The organism is Mesorhizobium sp. WSM4841 (genome assembly GCF_055811515.1).
Window position 1 is genome coordinate 65,811 of sequence record NZ_JBVVQC010000011.1, and the last position, 16,624, is coordinate 82,434.

13 protein-coding genes and 1 pseudogene are annotated in these 16,624 nt (G+C 64.3%); 10 read left to right on the forward strand and 4 right to left on the reverse strand.

Going from position 1 to position 16,624, the window contains the following annotated elements:
* Nucleotides 1-4: 4 nt before the first annotated feature.
* From AC0L14_RS15500 to AC0L14_RS15530, 7 genes are all read left to right on the forward strand, one after another.
* The gene (locus tag AC0L14_RS15500; RefSeq protein ID WP_258119462.1) at nt 5-1,285 is read left to right on the forward strand and encodes an amylo-alpha-1,6-glucosidase; all 1,281 of its coding nucleotides are present in this window, start codon (nt 5-7) and stop codon (nt 1,283-1,285) included.
* 258 nt (nt 1,286-1,543) lie between these two features.
* Complete coding sequence (locus AC0L14_RS15505) at nt 1,544-2,932, forward strand: SWIM zinc finger family protein (RefSeq protein WP_473636432.1); 1,389 nt, start codon at nt 1,544-1,546, stop codon at nt 2,930-2,932.
* A complete protein-coding gene (locus tag AC0L14_RS15510) occupies nt 2,929-4,374 on the forward strand; it encodes a DUF5691 domain-containing protein (protein ID WP_473750028.1) in 1,446 nt (481 codons plus the stop codon). The genes AC0L14_RS15505 and AC0L14_RS15510 overlap by 4 nt, the downstream gene beginning before the upstream one ends.
* Nucleotides 4,375-4,392: 18 nt before the next feature.
* Nucleotides 4,393-5,472, forward strand: coding sequence for an ATP-binding protein (locus AC0L14_RS15515; RefSeq protein WP_473750029.1), 1,080 nt, complete (start codon nt 4,393-4,395; stop codon nt 5,470-5,472).
* A gap of 6 nt (nt 5,473-5,478) precedes the next feature.
* The gene (locus AC0L14_RS15520) at nt 5,479-7,737 is read left to right on the forward strand and encodes a DUF5682 family protein (RefSeq protein ID WP_473750030.1); all 2,259 of its coding nucleotides are present in this window, start codon (nt 5,479-5,481) and stop codon (nt 7,735-7,737) included.
* On the forward strand, nt 7,730-8,971 hold the full coding sequence (locus tag AC0L14_RS15525; protein WP_473750031.1) for a VWA domain-containing protein: 1,242 nt from the start codon (nt 7,730-7,732) through the stop codon (nt 8,969-8,971). Before AC0L14_RS15520 ends, AC0L14_RS15525 begins: the two co-directional genes overlap by 8 nt.
* Nucleotides 8,972-8,976: 5 nt before the next feature.
* On the forward strand, nt 8,977-10,368 hold the full coding sequence (locus tag AC0L14_RS15530; protein ID WP_473750032.1) for an FAD-binding oxidoreductase: 1,392 nt from the start codon (nt 8,977-8,979) through the stop codon (nt 10,366-10,368).
* A 35-nt stretch (nt 10,369-10,403) separates the two neighbouring features.
* Here the strand turns inward: AC0L14_RS15530 and AC0L14_RS15535 are convergent, their stop codons facing one another.
* Complete coding sequence (locus tag AC0L14_RS15535) at nt 10,404-11,333, reverse strand: pseudouridine-5'-phosphate glycosidase (protein WP_473750033.1); 930 nt, start codon at nt 11,331-11,333, stop codon at nt 10,404-10,406.
* Nucleotides 11,334-11,364: 31 nt separating this feature from the next.
* Nucleotides 11,365-12,474: a carbohydrate kinase gene (locus AC0L14_RS15540; protein WP_473750034.1), complete on the reverse strand. Its 1,110-nt coding sequence runs from the start codon at nt 12,472-12,474 to the stop codon at nt 11,365-11,367.
* A gap of 173 nt (nt 12,475-12,647) precedes the next feature.
* On the opposite strand from AC0L14_RS15540, the gene murQ reads away from it, so the two are divergent.
* The 3 genes and pseudogenes from murQ (at nt 12,648) to AC0L14_RS15555 (ending at nt 14,860) form a co-directional block, all read left to right on the forward strand.
* Nucleotides 12,648-13,571, forward strand: a complete 924-nt coding sequence (murQ, locus tag AC0L14_RS15545; protein ID WP_473750035.1) for an N-acetylmuramic acid 6-phosphate etherase — start codon at nt 12,648-12,650, stop codon at nt 13,569-13,571.
* 37 nt (nt 13,572-13,608) lie between these two features.
* Nucleotides 13,609-13,726, forward strand: a pseudogene (locus AC0L14_RS15550) (esterase); the annotation flags it as partial.
* A 6-nt stretch (nt 13,727-13,732) separates the two neighbouring features.
* On the forward strand, nt 13,733-14,860 hold the full coding sequence (locus AC0L14_RS15555) for an anhydro-N-acetylmuramic acid kinase (protein WP_473636562.1): 1,128 nt from the start codon (nt 13,733-13,735) through the stop codon (nt 14,858-14,860).
* Here the strand turns inward: AC0L14_RS15555 and AC0L14_RS15560 are convergent, their stop codons facing one another.
* Complete coding sequence (locus AC0L14_RS15560; protein ID WP_473486074.1) at nt 14,861-15,286, reverse strand: GNAT family N-acetyltransferase; 426 nt, start codon at nt 15,284-15,286, stop codon at nt 14,861-14,863.
* A gap of 133 nt (nt 15,287-15,419) precedes the next feature.
* On the reverse strand, nt 15,420-16,598 hold the full coding sequence (locus AC0L14_RS15565) for an MFS transporter (RefSeq protein ID WP_473750036.1): 1,179 nt from the start codon (nt 16,596-16,598) through the stop codon (nt 15,420-15,422).
* Nucleotides 16,599-16,624 lie beyond the last annotated feature (26 nt).

Genomic DNA, 16,624 nt, shown 5'->3' on the forward strand with positions numbered 1-16,624 from the left:
TTCAATGATCTCTCTTGCCGTCAACGAAACCATCGCCCGTGCCGTCGAGGTGCTCAGGGAAAACGACCACGGCGACTATACCATCCCGACCAAGGGCCTCTATCCGTTCCAGTGGAACTGGGATTCCTGCCTGACCGCGCTCGGTCTTGCCCACTATGACGAGGCGCGCGCCTGGACCGAGATCGAGACGCTGTTCGCCCATCAATGGCCGGACGGCATGGTGCCGCATATCGTCTTCCATGTCCTGAACGACAGCTATTTCCCCGGACCGGAGGTCTGGAGGACCAATCGCCCGACTGCCACCTCCGGCATCACCCAGCCGGCGGTGGCGGGCTTTGCGGTTCGCCGCCTGTTCGACCGGGCCAGGGACAAGAAACTGGCCGCCGAGCGCGCCCGCGCGCTGCTGCCGAAGATCGACGCCTGGCATCGCTGGTTCTACGAAAACCGCGATCCAAGAGACGAAGGACTGGTCGCCATTATCCATCCATGGGAGTCCGGCCGCGACAATTCCATCGACTGGGACCATGCCTTCGAGCGCGTGCCGACCGAAGGCGTCGAGCCCTATACGCGCCGCGACACCTTGCATGCCGACCCGGCGCACCGGCCGACCAAGGCGCAATATGACCGCTACCTCTGGCTGCTGCAGCATTTTCGCGCACTTGGCTGGGACAATGCAAAGCTGCACGATGCCTCACCCTTCCAGATCGTCGATCCCGGCTTCAACGCCATCCTGATCCGCTCAGCGGCCGACCTTGCCGATCTCGCCGAGACGCTTGGCGAAATGGAGATTGCCGACGCTAACCGCAGCCGCGCCAAAAAAGGGCTTTCGGCGATGGAGCGGCTGTGGAGCGATACGTACGGCCAATATCTCTGCCTCGACCGCGTCGCCGGAAAGCTCGTCGACAGCGCCTCCGTCGGAGGCATCCTGCCGGTCTTCTCGGCCATCCCGAAACCCCGCACTGCTGCAATCGCCGCCACCATCGAGCGTATCGCCGGCAAGGCAGGCTACATCGTCCCCTCGCACGATCTCGACGATCCCCGCTTCGACGCCAAGCGCTATTGGCGCGGGCCGGTCTGGCTGGTGGTCAACTACATGATCGCCGACGGCCTTGCTGCTGCCGGCTATGCTGATGTCGCCCGGCATATCACCCAGTCCAGCCTCGATCTCATCGCCGATAGCGGCTTTGCCGAATATTACGATCCGCTCAGCGGCGAACCGCTCGGCGGCGGCCGTTTCACCTGGACGGCGGCAATGGTGATCGAATTCCTGAAAGGCAGAGGCTGACGCCCCTCTTTGCTTCAGGCGACCTCAGTGGCATGGGCCGCTGGCGCCAAACGCCGCGCTTTGCTGGAAGTCCTCCGCCTGCCGAATGGCGGTGGACGTCGCTTGCGGATCAGGCGGATTCGGGCACATTAGGAGAATAGGGGCAGAGACGTATCGATCTTCGCTTCACGAGAGCTACAATAATACTTCACAAACGGCTATCTATCCTGGCGACAGGCGTTTGGTTCGAGTCACGAGGGGCGCGGCTTGGAATTCGATTTGAAGACCATTGAGGCGCTTGCCCCCGATCAAGCGTCGCTGAGCGCTGCCTCCAAGCTGACCAAGCGATCGAACTGGCCGCGGCTGGAAAAGAATGAGCAGCAGGCGCTCATCTGGGGTGAATGTCAGGGCTCCGGTTCCAATCCTTATCGAGTGGTGGTCGACACTGGCGACCACGGCTACAAATGCACCTGCCCGTCGCGAAAATTCCCGTGCAAGCACACGCTGGCCCTGATGTGGATTGCCGCCACTGCGCCAGCCAGTTTTGCAGCCGCTGAATCGATACCGGAATGGGTGAATGACTGGCTTGGCCGGCGCAGGAAGACGACGCCAGCGCCAGGGCAACCGACATCCGGCGCGGCAGCCAAAAGCATCGATGAAGCCGCACGGACGGACGAGAGCGCCGCGGTCGAAGACGTAGCGTCGGTGGAGCGTCGCGAGGCAGCGCAGCGCAAGCGGGCGGGAGACACGCGAGAAGCAGTGTCGGCGGCGCTCGATGAGCTCGACCAATGGATCGCCGATCAGTTGCGGCTTGGACTTTCCGGGTTTGTCGACGGCAGCAGCGACCGTTGCCGCCGGATTGCCGCCCGGCTGGTCGACATGAAGGCAACCGCGCTTGCCGGTCGCATCGACGAGATCCCATCGCGGCTCATGGCGCTGCGCAGTGAGGAACGACCAGATGCTGCGATCCGCGAGCTTGGCAAGCTTGTGCTGCTGGCCAAGGCGTGGCGGTCGGCGCCCGACGATCCCGAGTTGAAGCGCCTTGTATCGACGTCTGAGACCCGCGAACAGGTTCTGGCCAATCCCGATGCAAGACAGGTCGAAAGCTTCTGGGAAGTTCTGGGCGAGAAGATCGAGAGCCGCCGCGACGGTCTCGTCAGCCATTCGACCTGGCTGCTCGATCTGAAGAGCACTACCCCGCAATTTGCCGTGCTGCTCGATTATTTTCCGGCTTCTGCCGGACGCCGGTCCAACGCTTTTGCTCCGGGTGATCGTTTCGATGCCCGGCTGGTCTTCTATCCAGCCCGCAAGCCGCTTCGCGCACTGGTGGCGGAACGCATGGGTGAAGTGATGTCCGGCGCATGGCCTGATTTCAGCTTGAGCGCTACAAAGGACCCACTCGCCGGGCATGCTTCCTATCAGGATGCAGCGCCTTGGATTACCGATTGTCCTCTCTTGCTGCCGCCTGGTGCGATCCTGGTCGATGACCGCGGCACAGGCTGGTGGCAGGGTGCGGATGATCCGCAAGGGATAGCGTTGCCGATCGCTGGCGCTGTCAATCAAACATTGCTCGGCCTCGACCTTGCGGCCACGGCAGCGCTCTGGGATGGCGCCAGGCTTGACCTCCTGGCGGCGCAAAGCGGGTTCGGGAGGCTTGACCTGTCGTGAATGAGAGCGAGCAAACTGGCCTGGCGACAATGCGCGATTGCTGGATCACCGGCGGAGCCACCTTCGATCTGGCTCCGACCGCCTGGAAGACAATCGCCGGCGGTACAAGTCCCGACGAGCAGGAGCGCCGGCTCCTGGCAATCGCAGCACAGGCGCTCGACGTCGCCCTGCGGCCGGCGGCGCCGAAGACGCTCAAGCGCCGGCCGCCGCTGCCCAGACTTGCGCTCCCTATGCTGCCGGAGCGGTTGCGGCCGCTGTTGAGAGCCGCTCTGAAACACGCCGCCGACGCGAGACGCAAGACGCGCGTGGTGACGCTTGTCGCCAGCCGCGGCTTTGTCCTCCATCCGATGGACTGGATGCCCGTCGCGTCGGATCAGAACAGTCCGGACGTCTACGCTCCCTGGATCGACTGGCAAGCAAGCCTGGACGGGGAGAAACATGCCCCGCAAGAGAAACTGACGGCGAAAAATTGGGATGAGTTCTATCCTGCCGCGCGACGCATCGCGCTGGCAGACATGCGCCGCAGTGAACCGGCTTCGGCTCGAATACTGGTCGAGGCCAAGGCATCGGGCGAGCCCGCCGAGGTCAGGCTTGCGCTCATTGAGCTCATGCGCTTCGGCCTGAATCCTGAGGACGCGCCGTTCCTTAAAAGCCTCTCCGCCGACAGGTCCGGCAAGGTGCGTGAACTGGCTGGCCGGCTGCTGGCAAGGCTGGGGGAGCACGGCCGTTCAAACGATGGCGGACCGGATGATCCCGCAGCTGAACTCGCCGCTTTCATCAGCGAAGGCAAATCCGGCTTCATCCGCCGCCGCAGCATCTACACGCCGGCGAAGTTGAAATCGCCGGCGCAGGAAAAGCGTCGCGCCGAATTGTTCGAGACCTGCAATCTGGTCGACCTGGCCGCGCGGTTCAGTGCTACCGAACCTGAGTTCATAGGAGCCTGGCAATTCGGCGCCGACAACAACGCTGACATCCTGATCGCACGAATGGTCGCCGCTTCGGGGAGCGACGCCGCGGTGACGCATATGACGGACGCACTTGTCGCCGATGGCGGCAAGCCAGCGCTGTTCGTACTGCACCTCACGCCGCGCCTGGACAGTCGCAGAAAACGAGCCCTCGTCCGGCTGATCCTCAAGCAAACGAATTACCTCAACGCGATCAATCTGGCGGAAGGCATTGATGCTGGCTGGCTGGAATGGGACGATCTTTCGAATGGGTCGGCTCTTGCGGCGCTGCGTTCCGCCGTTGCGGGAAACGACGACGCCATGCGCCGGGGCGCCGACGATATACTGGAAACGATCGGCTTCCTTGCCACAGCGACCACAGCGGCAAAATTGATCGACGAGGTCGTCGCAGCCGGCATGCCGCCCGCAGCCCCATCACTCAGTGTCCTGCGTCTCAACGCGGCGCTGGCCGAACATCAATCTAAAACCGACACATGATCAATCCGGAGAATTCATATGAACGCTGCCATCCGTCTCCCGGTCGAGCAGGCCTATGCCTCTGAATTGCAGGCGCTAGCGCGCGGTGACGACAGGCAAAAGCCTGCCGGCTGGACCCTCTCGCCACAAGCTGTGCTGACGTATCTGCTGGGCGGGAAGGCCGGTGACGGCACGCCGGTAACGCCAAAATATGTCGGTCGCCGCCGGTTGATGGAGACCGCGGTGGCAACGCTCGCCACCGACCGCGCATTGTTGCTGCTCGGCGTTCCCGGAACGGCCAAATCCTGGGTGTCGGAACATCTGGCCGCCGCCATCATGGGCGACTCGACGCTGATCGTGCAGTGCACGGCCGGCACCGACGAGAACCAGATCCGCTATGGCTGGAACTATGCACAACTTCTGGCAAAGGGCCCGAGCCAGGAAGCATTGGTGCCGACGCCGCTCTACCGCGCCATGCAGACCGGCAAGCTCTGCCGACTCGAGGAACTGACGCGCATGGGCTCGGATGTGCAGGACACGCTGATCACCGTACTTTCCGAAAAGATGATGCCGATCCCGGAATTGAACACATCAATCTATGCCCAGCGCGGCTTCAACATCATCGCCACGGCAAACAACCGGGACAAAGGTGTGAATGAACTCTCCTCGGCACTCAAGCGTCGCTTCAATGTCGTGGTGCTGCCATTGCCGGAAGACATGGCTGAAGAGGTGGCGATCGTCTCCAAGCGAGTCGATGAGATGGCCGGCGGGCTCGACCTGCCGGTGCCGAAAAATGTCGGCGAGGAGATAGCCCGGGTATTGACCATCTTCCGTGAATTGCGGGCCGGTGCGACCGCCGACGGCAAGGTGACGCTGAAGACGCCCTCGGGCTCGCTGTCGACCGCCGAGGCGATCGCCACGATGGTTGGCGGGCTGAGCCAGGCGGCGTGGTTCGACAGCGGCAAGCTCGGCGCCGAAGGTCTCGCCGCCAGCCTTGTCGGCGCGATCGTGAAAGACCCGGTTCAGGACAAGGCAGTGCTTGAGGAATATCTGGAAACAGTGCTCAAGAAGCGGCCTGACTATGCCGGCTACTATGCGGCCTTGAACGCAGCGATCTGACGCGCCATGGGGCACAGCGACGTCGCCTATTTCGGCATACGCCATCACGGGCCGGGTTCCGCCGACAGCCTTGTGCAGGCATTGCAAGATTTGCAGCCGGTCGCCGTGCTGATCGAGGGGCCGATCGATGCCTCCGCGCTACTGCCGTTGCTGGCCCGCCCGGAGATGCAGCCGCCTGTAGCACTGCTTTGCTATCCGGAGGAGGATCCGGCTTCGACAAGCTTCTGGCCATTCGCCGAGTTCTCGCCGGAATATCAGGCGGTCCTTTGGGCCGTGGACAACAAGGCGGCGTTGCGCTTCATCGACCTGCCGTCGTCGGCGCGCTTCTCGGAAGCGGCGGTCGACGGCGCGGAAAAAGTCGATGCCGGCGAAGCGAAGGAATCAAGCGAGCGTGATGATGTGGCTCCGCATCGGCGTGATCCGATAGGCACGCTGGCCCGCGCCGCCGGCTATGAGGATGGCGAAAGCTGGTGGTCGGACATCATCGAGCAGAATCCGGAACCAGGCCCGATATTCGCCGCCATCTCCGACGCGATGATGACGCTGAGGGATGGTGAAGCCTCGATCGCGCAGTTCGAGGCCCAGCGCGAAGCGCATATGCGGCTCGAAATCGCTGCGGCGCGCAAGGAATTCGACGGACCTATCGCCGTCGTCTGCGGGGCGTGGCATGTGCCGGCACTGCAGGCGACACACACGCAGAAAAACGATCAAGCCCTGCTTAAGGGGATTGCAAGGCGCAAGAGCACGATGACATGGGCGCCGTGGACGGGACCGCGTCTGGCGCTGGGCTACGGCTATGGCGCGGGCGTCGTCGCACCCGGCTGGTGCAAGCATCTCTGGCGCACGCGCGGCCGGCGCGATGCAGCAACCTTGTGGCTTGCAATGATTGCAGCGGTGCTGCGGGTGAAGGGTCACCTGGTCTCGACCGCTTCGCTGATCGAGGCCGAGCGGCTCGCCCGGACGCTCGCCGCAATTCGCGAGCGGCCGAAACCCGGGTTTGAGGAATTGCGCGACGCCGCAATTGCGGCTCTGTTCAATGGCGAAGCGTTGCTGTGGGCCCTGGTCGAGGCCGAGCTGCTTCTAGGTGCGGACGTCGGCGAAATTCCACCCGACACGCCGTTGGCGCCGTTGATCGAGGATCTGCAGCGCAACCAGAAGGCGGCGCGGCTGAAACCTGAAGCGCTGGAGCGGGAACTATCCGTCGACCTGCGAAGCGACAGCGGGCTGTTTCGTTCGACATTGCTGCATCGGCTGAACGTGCTTGGTGTGCATTGGGGCAAGTTGACGGACGCCGGTCGCAGCCGTGGCACCTTCCGCGAGCGATGGACCTTGGCCTGGGAGCCGGAATATGCCGTTCGCCTGGTGGAGAACCTGATCTACGGGCCGACCATCGAAAAGGCTGCCAACGGCCGCCTGATCCAGATGATCGAAGCGGCGGCGACCCTCGATACGCTTGCGGCACTGGTCCAGGGTGCCATCACGGCAGGCCTGTCGGAAGCAGCGACGGCCGGTCTCGCGGCCCTGGAGGCGCGCGCGGCGCGCAGCAGCGAATGCCTGGAGATTCTGGCCTCGGTGCCGCCGCTCGCCGACATCATCCGCTACGGCGAGGCCCGCAAAACGGAGACGAACCGGCTTTCCGGCCTCATGGAGCGGCTGATCGTCGAAGGTGCGATCGCGCTTCCCTACGCTGCACGCGATCTGGATGAGCAGGCCGCCGCGACATTGGCAAGCGCGATGCGCAAGGCCGATGAGGCGATCAGACTGGTCGAGCCCGGGGAAGACGTGCTGAACGGATGGCGCAACGGGCTGGCTGCCGTGCTGGAGGGGTCGCGGGCGACGGCGCTGCTGGCCGGATGCGCCGCGCACCTGCTCTACGAGGCCGGCCGCCTGTCCGCCGAAGCCGCAGCCGGGCTGCTCGGGCGACGCCTGTCGCCGGGCACGCCGGTCGCCGAGGCGGCAGGGTTCTTCGAGGGCTTCTTCAGCACAGCCGGTCAACGGCTGATCTATGACGAAGGTCTGCGCGGCGCGGTCGATTCCTGGCTCAAATCTCTCGACGAAGATGCTTTCATCGCGCACCTGCCGTTGCTGCGCCGCGTCTTTTCCAATCTGGACAGCATGGAGCGCCGGCGGCTGATCGAAGCGGTTCTCGGCCGCGCCGCGCGCTTGCCGGCTGGCCTGACGCCGACGCCGGATGGCGGCGAGGCATGGCGCCGAAACCTGGAACGGCTTGGACCATTGCTCATGGGAGGAAACGGCAATGGATGACGAGGGCGAAATGAACGGGCCCGGCCCACTCACTGCAGATGCCGGAGGGGAGCGCCGCTGGCGCCTGGCGATCGGCGCCGATGACGAGGCGTCGGCGGCACTTTCCAGCGACGACAAACGACTTTCGGCGGCACTCGATGCTCTCTACGGCGATGGTGCCAGCGCGGCGGCCAGTGACCCGCGCAAGCGGCGTGGCGGGCTTGGCCGCTCGGCACCGCGCGTTGCGCAATGGATGGGCGACATTCGCTCCTTCTTTCCCGCGCAGGTCGTTCAGATTGTCCAGAAGGACGCTTTCGAACGACTGGACCTGAAGCAGATGCTGATGGAGCCGGAGTTCCTCAAGGCGATCGGGGCGGACGTCAACCTGGTCGCCGACCTGATTTCGCTCCGCTCGGTCATGCCGGCCAAGACCAAGGACATCGCCCGCACGATCATCGCCGACATCGTCGCCAAGCTGATGCAGAAGCTGGAGCAGAAGACCGCCGAGGCGATACGCGGCGCGATCGACCGATCGAAGCGCACCAACCGTCCGCGTGCGCGCGATATCGACTGGCAGCGCACCATCTCGGCGAACCTTCGCCACTACCAGCCCGAGCACAAAACTATCGTGCCGGAGAAGCTGGTTGGTTTCATGCGCAAGCAGCGCCGGCTGGTCGATCTTGACGAAGTCGTTCTCTGCGTCGACCAGTCCGGCTCGATGGCAAGCTCGGTCGTCTACGCCTCGATCTTCGCGGCGGTGATGGCCTCGCTGCCGGTCGTGCGCACCAAGCTCGTCTGTTTCGATACGGCCATCGTCGACCTTACCGAAGAACTCAGCGATCCCGTCGAAGTGCTGTTCGGCGTGCAGCTTGGCGGCGGCACCGATATCAACCAGGCCGTCGCCTATTGCGCCGACCGTATCGAGCGGCCAACCAAGTCGCATCTGGTGCTGATCACCGACCTCTACGAAGGCGGCAATGGCCAGGAGTTGCTGCGGCGGCTGGCGGCGCTGGTTCGATCCGGCGTCAATGTCGTCGTGCTTCTGGCACTGACCGACCAAGGCCGGCCCGGCTACGATCCGGCAATGGCAGGTTCGGTTGCCGCACTTGGCATTCCGGTCTTCGCCTGCACGCCGGATTTGTTTCCGGACATGATGGCGGCGGCATTGCGCCGGGAAGATATCGGCGCCTGGGCGGCGGGAGCCGACATCAAGTTGGTTCGCGCCGAGGCCGAAGCGCCTAGGGCGAACGAGTGAGCCCCATGTCACAGAAGGTTGCCGAGCTCCTGTCGCGGCTGGAAAAACGGCTGGACAGATCAGCGATCGTTTCGGCCGACGAGGCCGGACCGCGTTACAGGGAAGATCCCGACGGCAAGACCGGCGCACTGCCGGAGTTCGTGCTGCGTCCGCGCAAGACCGGCGAGGTGTCGGACATACTGCGCCTGTGCAACGAGGTGGGGCAGAGGCTTGTCGTCCAGGGTGGCCGAACCGGGCTTGCCGGTGCGGCTCGCATCCAGCCCGGCGAAGCGGTGCTGTCGCTGGAGCGCATGACGGCGATCGAGACCCCCGACCGCGAGGCGGCAACGATCGTCGCCGAGGCCGGCGCACCAATGCAGATGGTGCAGGACGCGGCCGATACGGCCGGCTTGCTGTTCGGCGTCGACATCGGCGCGCGCGGCACGGCCACGGTCGGCGGCAATGTCGCCACCAATGCCGGCGGTATCCGGGTGCTGCGCTACGGCATGTACCGCGCGCAGGTGCTCGGCTTGGAAGCGGTACTTGCCGATGGCAGCATCCTGACGTCGCTCAAGGGCTTGTCCAAGGACAATTCCGGCTATGACCTCAGCCAGCTATTCATTGGCAGCGAAGGCACGCTGGGCGTCGTCACGCGCGCCTGCCTGCGACTGCACCCGAAGCCGGCCACCGAGGTCAACGCCTTCTGCGCGCTTGCGTCGCTCGACGCGGCGATCGCGCTGCTTGCGCTGCTCAGGCAGAAGCTCGGACCCTTGCTCTCGGCCTATGAAGTGAATTTCGCGCCGCTCTATGGCGCCATGATCGCCGGCATGGATGCGCCGGCGCCGGTGCCCGTCGGCTCGCCCGTCTATGTGCTCGCCGAGATACAGGGCAGCGAGCCCGACCGCGACGGCGAACGTTTTGCCGCTGTGCTGATGCAGGCGGTCGAGGACGGCGTGATCGACGACGTGGTGGTCTCGCAGTCGCCGCGCGAATTCCGCGCGCTGTGGGCGGTGCGAGAGGACGCCAATCGCTTCCTGTTTTCGATAAAAGGCCTGGTCGGCGTCGATGTCAGCATCCCGCTGGCGCGGATGGGGACTTTCCTGCGGGAAGCTGAAGCGGCAATCCAGGCCGTTGACCGCAACGCCGACATCTACGTCTTCGGCCATCTCGGCGATGGCAATCTGCACTATCAGGTCCGCACGGTGGATCCGGCGGCCGCATACGACATCGTCTATCGGGGCGTCGCTGCGGCCGGCGGCGGCGTCTCGGCCGAGCATGGCATCGGCCTCGACAAGAAGGAATGGTTGCACCTGGTGCGCAGCGATGCCGAGATCGCGGCCATGCGGCGCTTGAAAGCGGCTTTCGATCCGAACAATATCCTCAATGCCGGGCGGGTTTTCGATCTCGGGCCCGCCTGAAATCGAAGGCCGGTAGCGCCGGCCGGGTGCTGAGCCTATCTGGCCATGCGCTTCAACCGCGCATGCGCCACGGCAATGCGGGCAGCGAGCGCAGCGTTGTTGCGGACCAGCGCGATATTGGCCTTCAGGCTGCGGCCCTGCGAAAGCTCGTTGACGCGGGCGAGCAGGAACGGCGTCAGTTCCTTGCGCCCGATGCCGCGTGTCCCGGCCTCTGCCACCGCTGCCGTGATCGTGCCGTCGATAAAGGCCGGATCGAGCGCGTCCACTTCCGGAATTGGATTGGCGACGAGGATGCCGGTGCCCGAGCCGATCTGCTCGTGCAGCAGCATGGCCTGCGCAATGTCCTCGGGCGTATCGAGGCGGTGATCGGCTTTCAGTCCGCTGGAGCGCGTATAGAAGGCCGGAAAATCGTCGCTCTGATAGGCAATCACCGGCACGCGCTGGGTCTCCAGATATTCCAGCGTTTTTGCAATATCGAGGATCGATTTCACGCCGGCGCAGACGACGGTCGTGCCGGTCTGGCCGAGTTCGGTCAGGTCGGCCGAGATATCGAAAGTGGCCTCGGCGCCACGATGCACGCCGCCGACGCCGCCCGTCGCGAAAATGCCGATGCCGGCGAGTGCGGCGATCCGCATCGTCGCCGAAACCGTGGTTCCGGCCGACCCGCCGCCCACCATGATGGCGGCGAGGTCGCGCCCGGAGGCCTTGACCACGTCTTTTGCCGCTGCCAGCTGCTCCAGCTCCCGGTCTCCGAGCCCGACTTTGATCTTGCCGGCGACCACCGCGATCGTGGCGGGCACCGCACCGTTCTCGCGCACCACGGTCTCGACGCCCCGCGCTGTCTCCAGATTGGCAGGATAAGGCATGCCATGGGTGATGATCGTCGATTCCAGCGCCACCACCGCGCGGCCTTCACGAAGTGCTGCCGCGACTTCGTCGTTCAGGTGGAGAAGGGAAGGTTTCATCGTCATTTCGCTTTCAGGGTTCGGCTCGCGTTCAGGCGGAAATGCGGTGCATGCCGGCGGTGAGGAAGCGCGGCGACAGATCAGGATGAACGCTGGATTCGCTCTCGGTGGTCAGTGTGGCGAGCAGCGCGCCGGTGCGCGCCGCGTCGAGCACGGGATCGCCCGAAAGCACCTTGTACATGGTGCCGGCAATCATTGCGTCGCCGGCGCCGGTGATGTCGACGGCGCGCGCCGGGACGGAACGCATCGTTGCCACCCCGCCTTCGGTCGCGACCGCAAATCCATGCGCGCCCATGGTCACGATCACCTCGCTGGCGCCGGCCGCGCGCAGTGCCGCAGCAGCCTCCTTCGGCTTAAGCCGCTTGTCGGCATCGGTGATGCCAAGCATCGTGTTGGCCTCGTCGCGATTGGTGAACAAAAGGTCGATGCCGGTCAGGTCCTTCGGCAGGCGCGCCGATTTCGGCGACGACACCGTGTCGACGGCGAGCTTGAAGCGCGCGCCCTGCTTGCGTGACATCAGCGCTGCGATCGTCGCGGCCGGCAGGTTGCAGTCGATGAACACCCAAGTCGCCGAAGCCAGATGCGGCCAAAAGCGGTCGAGATAGGAGGGCGAAAACAGATCGAAGATCTCCATGTCGGCAATGCCGAGCACGAGATCGTTATCGAGGTCGAGGATCGCTGCATATTCCGCCGTTGGCCGCTCCGTGGTGGTGATCACCTGGCTGACGTCGGCGCCGAGGTCGCGCAGATGCCGCACCAGCGAGCGGCCGGTCTCGTCGTCGCCGACAATCGAAACGAAGCTTACGTCGACGCCGAGGCGGACAAGGTTCTCGGCGACGTTGCGGGCGACGCCGCCGAAGCTGCGATAGCCGTCGACCGGGTTCGACGTCCCGAAGATCAGATCCTTCTTGGCGTGGTACTTGCGGTCCAGAACCGCGCCGCCGATGCAGATCATGCGCTTGGAGGCCGGCAACACATAGCCGCGACCAAGAATGTAGCCCTTGTTGACGAGCTGCACGATGTGGGCCGCGACGGTCGAGCGGGCAATGCCGAGCGCGGTCGCTATATCCTGCTGGCCGGCGAAAGGGTTCGCCGCGATGAGATCCAGCACTGCCTGTTCCTGTGCTCCAAGGTCGTCCATCGCCTCACCCGGCCCGCGCAATTCATGGCTGGACTTTGATCAACAACAGATGATGTTGTCAACATTTGTTTTGACCAAGAGAGGTCCGCCAGTGCCAGCCGCTGGTACTGGTCAACGCTTGGCGCCGCATCACATTACTTGTTGCCGATGGCGAGAAGTTTGAAAGTAAGCGGATGAATGAACAGGAGTTGATGTCGGAACTGGAGCGGTTGGTTTCTGAGGATCGGAACCCGAGGACGATGGATATCGACCTGCTGCCGACCATCGAGATCCTGCGCATGATCAATGACGAGGACAGCGGCGTTCCGGCCGCCGTCGAGAAGGTCATTCCGGAAATTGCTGCCGCGGTAGACCGGATCGTTAGTGCGTTTCAAAAAGGCGCGCGGCTTGTCTATATGGGCGCCGGCACGAGCGGCCGGTTGGGAGTTCTCGACGCCTCGGAGTGTCCGCCAACATTTGGCGTGCCCGAGGACATGGTGCTCGGCCTGATCGCGGGCGGCCCCAAAGCGCTGGTGCGGGCTGTGGAAGGCGCCGAGGATGATCCGCAACAAGGCATGAAGGCACTGCAGGACATCAAGTTGACCGCCGACGATGTGGTGGTCGGCATCGCGGTCAGCGGCCGCACACCCTACGTCATCGGCGGATTGACCTATGCAAGGCAGGTGGGAGCAACGACCGTGGCGCTTTCCTGCAATCCCAGGTCAGTCATTGCCGGCATTGCCGATATTGCCATCTCGCCGCTTGTCGGCCCCGAGGTTCTCGCCGGCTCGACCCGGTTGAAGTCGGGAACCGCGCAAAAGCTGGTTCTCAACATGCTGACGACAGCCAGCATGATCCGGATCGGCAAGAGCTATCAGAACCTGATGGTCGACCTTAATCCCAGCAACAAAAAGCTCGTCGCCAGGGCGGTTGGGATCGTGATGCAGACCACCGGCTGCACAGCGCAGCAGGCACGACGGGCGCTCGACCAGACCGGCAAGGACGTCAAGCTGGCGATACTGGTGACAATCACCGGGATGGGCATCAAAGATGCGCGGAAGGCGCTCGACAATGCGGGCGGGTTTCTGCGAAAGGCGATAGGCGAAAAGACACTGTGAAGCCGCCTGGATACCGGGATACTGGTATACAGGACGGATCGACTTCGACAAAGGCAAGGCATGGACCTTGCTCACCAACCGGATCCATCCGACACATCAACAGCGGGATTATCGAGATTCGCCAATCGGTCGGCGATCTCGTCAACGGAGCCTAACAAGTGATTGCGAAAAGTGGGGAACCAATCTGGGCCGTCGGCCTGATGACCGGCACCGTGCTGGACGGCAATATCGATGTTGCGCTGATCAAGACCGACGGCGAGCGGATCGCGGATTTCGGCACCTACACGCTGGCGCCCTACCCCAGATCAATCCAGACGCTGCTGGAGGAGACGCTGCGCCAGGCCAGGACCTGGAGTTTCACCGGGCCGGAGCCGGCAATCTTTCGCGAAGCCGAAGAAGCGCTGACGCGCGCCCAGTCGGCGGCCGTCAAGGATCTGGTCGAAAGCTACGGGCTGACGATGGCCGATATCGGCGTCGTCGGCTTCCATGGCCAGACCGTGCTGCATCGCGCCCCGCAAGTCGGCCGGCTCGGCCAGACCCGCCAGCTCGGCGATGGCGAGTTGATGCATTCTATTCTGGAAACCAAAGTGGCCTATGATTTCCGCTCGACCGACATGCGCGCCGGCGGGCAAGGCGCGCCGCTGTCGGCTGCCTATCACGCCGCGCTGCTGCGCGATGCCGATACCAGCGGCGACACGGCGGTTCTCAATCTCGGCGGCGTCGCCAACATCACCTGGTGGGACGGCAAGGACAATGTCGTCGCTTTCGACACCGGACCGGCCAATGCGCCGTTGAACGATTTCATCAAGTCGAAGGGTTTGGGTGAGATGGACCGCGACGGCGCGCTCGCGCGGACCGGCACCGTCGACGAAGCCAAGCTGGCCAAGCTCTTGCAGCATCCCTACCTGGCCAAGCCCTATCCAAAGTCGCTTGACCGGTTCGATTTCGGCGCAGCCATGGCGGATGGGATGAACGCTGAGGATGGCGCCGCACTGCTGACGGCCTTCACCGCCGCAGCCGTCGGCAAGGCGCTCGACCTCCTGCCGCACCGGCCGAAGCGGCTGGTGGTCAGCGGCGGCGGCCGCCACAACCCGACGATCATGGCCATGCTTGCCAGCCGCGCCGGCGTCGAAGCCGTGCCGGCAGAGGCGCTCGGCTGGAAGGGTGACGCGGTCGAGGCGGAGTGCTTTGCTTTCCTTGCGGTTCGCGTGCTCAGGGGCCTACCGATCAGCTTCCCGACCACCACCGGGGTGCCACAGCCGATGCGCGGCGGGCGCCTTGCCGGCTAGTCAAGCCAGCAATTTCTTCTGCAGGAAGACGCGGGCGCGGCCGACGGGAAAATCGGGAAGCACGCCGAACGGCCGATATCCCTGACGCTCATAGACCTTGGCCGCCTGGGGATTGAACGTGTCGATCAAGGCGCCATGACAGCCGCGTGCAACGGCTTCCTGTTCGGCTGCGTCCAGCATCCTGCCGGCCATGTGCCGGCCGCGCAGCCGCTCATCGACCCAGAGCCATTGGACATAGAGCCAGCCCCAGGCGGTATATCCCGAGATGCCGCCGACAACCGCACGGCGCTCATCGCGCACGAACACGGCGAGCGCCTGCCTGTTGGCCGTACCGACATCGCTGTCGTTGAACGCGCTGAGTCGCTCCCCGAGAAAAGCGAGCTCTTTCGGCGAAGGGTCGGCGGTGGTTTCAAGCGTCATGTTCATCGCATGTCCAGACACGCTCACAGCCGGATACCGGTATACAGCGCCGCGTCCTTCCGGATGCTATCGCACTTTCATTTGCATTTGTCGAAGGACAGGAGGGGAGCGCAAGCTCTGCCGCCGCGCGGCTCCGCGACTACACGGGCCGCGGCGAACGCCACGCCGCCGCCGAAGCGGCAACCAGCATGAGCAGCGCTGCGACCATTGCAGATGCCGCAAAACCAAAGCTGGAATAAAGCGGACCGAAGGCCGTGGTGCCGACAAACACCGCGAGATAGGTCACTGCGCTGTTCAGGCCCATGATCGTGCCGCGCCGCGCCGGATCGAGCGCCGAGAGGCGCATCACCAGGACATTCAAGCCGAAATGATTGGCAAGGCCCCAGGCCGCGACCATCGCGATGGTCAGATGGAAACTACTGCTTGCCGCGGCGAGCGCGACATAGACGACCGCGACGAGCAGATAAGCGAACGGCATGACGCGTCGCGCGCCGAGGCGATCGATCACGCCGTCAAGAAGCGCCGCCATGCCGAAGCCGGCGCCATAGGCGAGCGCGGCCAAGCCGTTGGCGCTGACCGGCCGTCCCAGGCCGTTGTGAAGGTGATCGCCAAGATAGCCATAGACGCCGTAGAAGGCGGTCATGAAGGCGCCGCAGGCGACCAGAAGCGGCACTATGCCGGGAACGGCCAAGGCGCCGAGCGGCGTCGGCGCCGGGCCGCTTTTCCTGACATCGCTTAGCGACGTCAGCGTAAGACCGGTCAATGCAAGCGCCGCAAGCGCTGCGACCGCCGCGAAAACAGCGCGCCAATGCAGCAGATCGGCAAGCACCGCCGACAGTGAGACGCCGGCGACCATGCTCAGGGTCCATCCGGTCAGCACGACGCCGATCGTCCCGCTTTCGCGGCCAGGCGGCGCGATCGCCGCGGCGCTGGCGTAGATTGCCGGCATGGCGACGCCGGCGGCGATGCCTGCGACAAGCTGCGCCGCAACCAGCGCCGTTACCGTCGGCGCGGCGGCGCTGGCGAGGAGCGCTATCGCCAGCAGCAGCAACGCCCCTTGCAGCATGCGGCGAGCGCCAAGCCGATCGATATAGCGGGCCAGGAACAAGGCGCTTGCCGATGTCCCGAGACCGAACGCAGCGGACGCGATCATGACGGCCGGCACGCTTGTCGCAAACGACGCCGCCACCGCCGGTGCTATCGGACCGAGGACCAGCGAGTTCGAGCCGATCACGGCGATGCATCCGGTGAGCAGATAGGCGAGCGCCGGGATAGGCGGCCTTGCCATCAATGTTGCGACTTGATCACTGTTCGTCATTCGACGATAATCGCCGTATTAAATTC

Coding starts and splice junctions, on each gene's coding strand:
- AC0L14_RS15500 (WP_258119462.1), top strand. CDS start 5: ATGATCTCTCTTGCCGTCAACGAAACCATCGCCCGTGCCGTCGAGGTG.
- AC0L14_RS15515 (WP_473750029.1), top strand. CDS start 4,393: ATGAACGCTGCCATCCGTCTCCCGGTCGAGCAGGCCTATGCCTCTGAA.
- AC0L14_RS15520 (WP_473750030.1), top strand. CDS start 5,479: ATGGGGCACAGCGACGTCGCCTATTTCGGCATACGCCATCACGGGCCG.
- AC0L14_RS15525 (WP_473750031.1), top strand. CDS start 7,730: ATGGATGACGAGGGCGAAATGAACGGGCCCGGCCCACTCACTGCAGAT.
- AC0L14_RS15530 (WP_473750032.1), top strand. CDS start 8,977: ATGTCACAGAAGGTTGCCGAGCTCCTGTCGCGGCTGGAAAAACGGCTG.
- AC0L14_RS15535 (WP_473750033.1), bottom strand. CDS start 11,333: ATGAAACCTTCCCTTCTCCACCTGAACGACGAAGTCGCGGCAGCACTT.
- AC0L14_RS15540 (WP_473750034.1), bottom strand. CDS start 12,474: ATGGACGACCTTGGAGCACAGGAACAGGCAGTGCTGGATCTCATCGCG.
- murQ (WP_473750035.1), top strand. CDS start 12,648: ATGAATGAACAGGAGTTGATGTCGGAACTGGAGCGGTTGGTTTCTGAG.
- AC0L14_RS15560 (WP_473486074.1), bottom strand. CDS start 15,286: ATGAACATGACGCTTGAAACCACCGCCGACCCTTCGCCGAAAGAGCTC.
- AC0L14_RS15565 (WP_473750036.1), bottom strand. CDS start 16,598: ATGACGAACAGTGATCAAGTCGCAACATTGATGGCAAGGCCGCCTATC.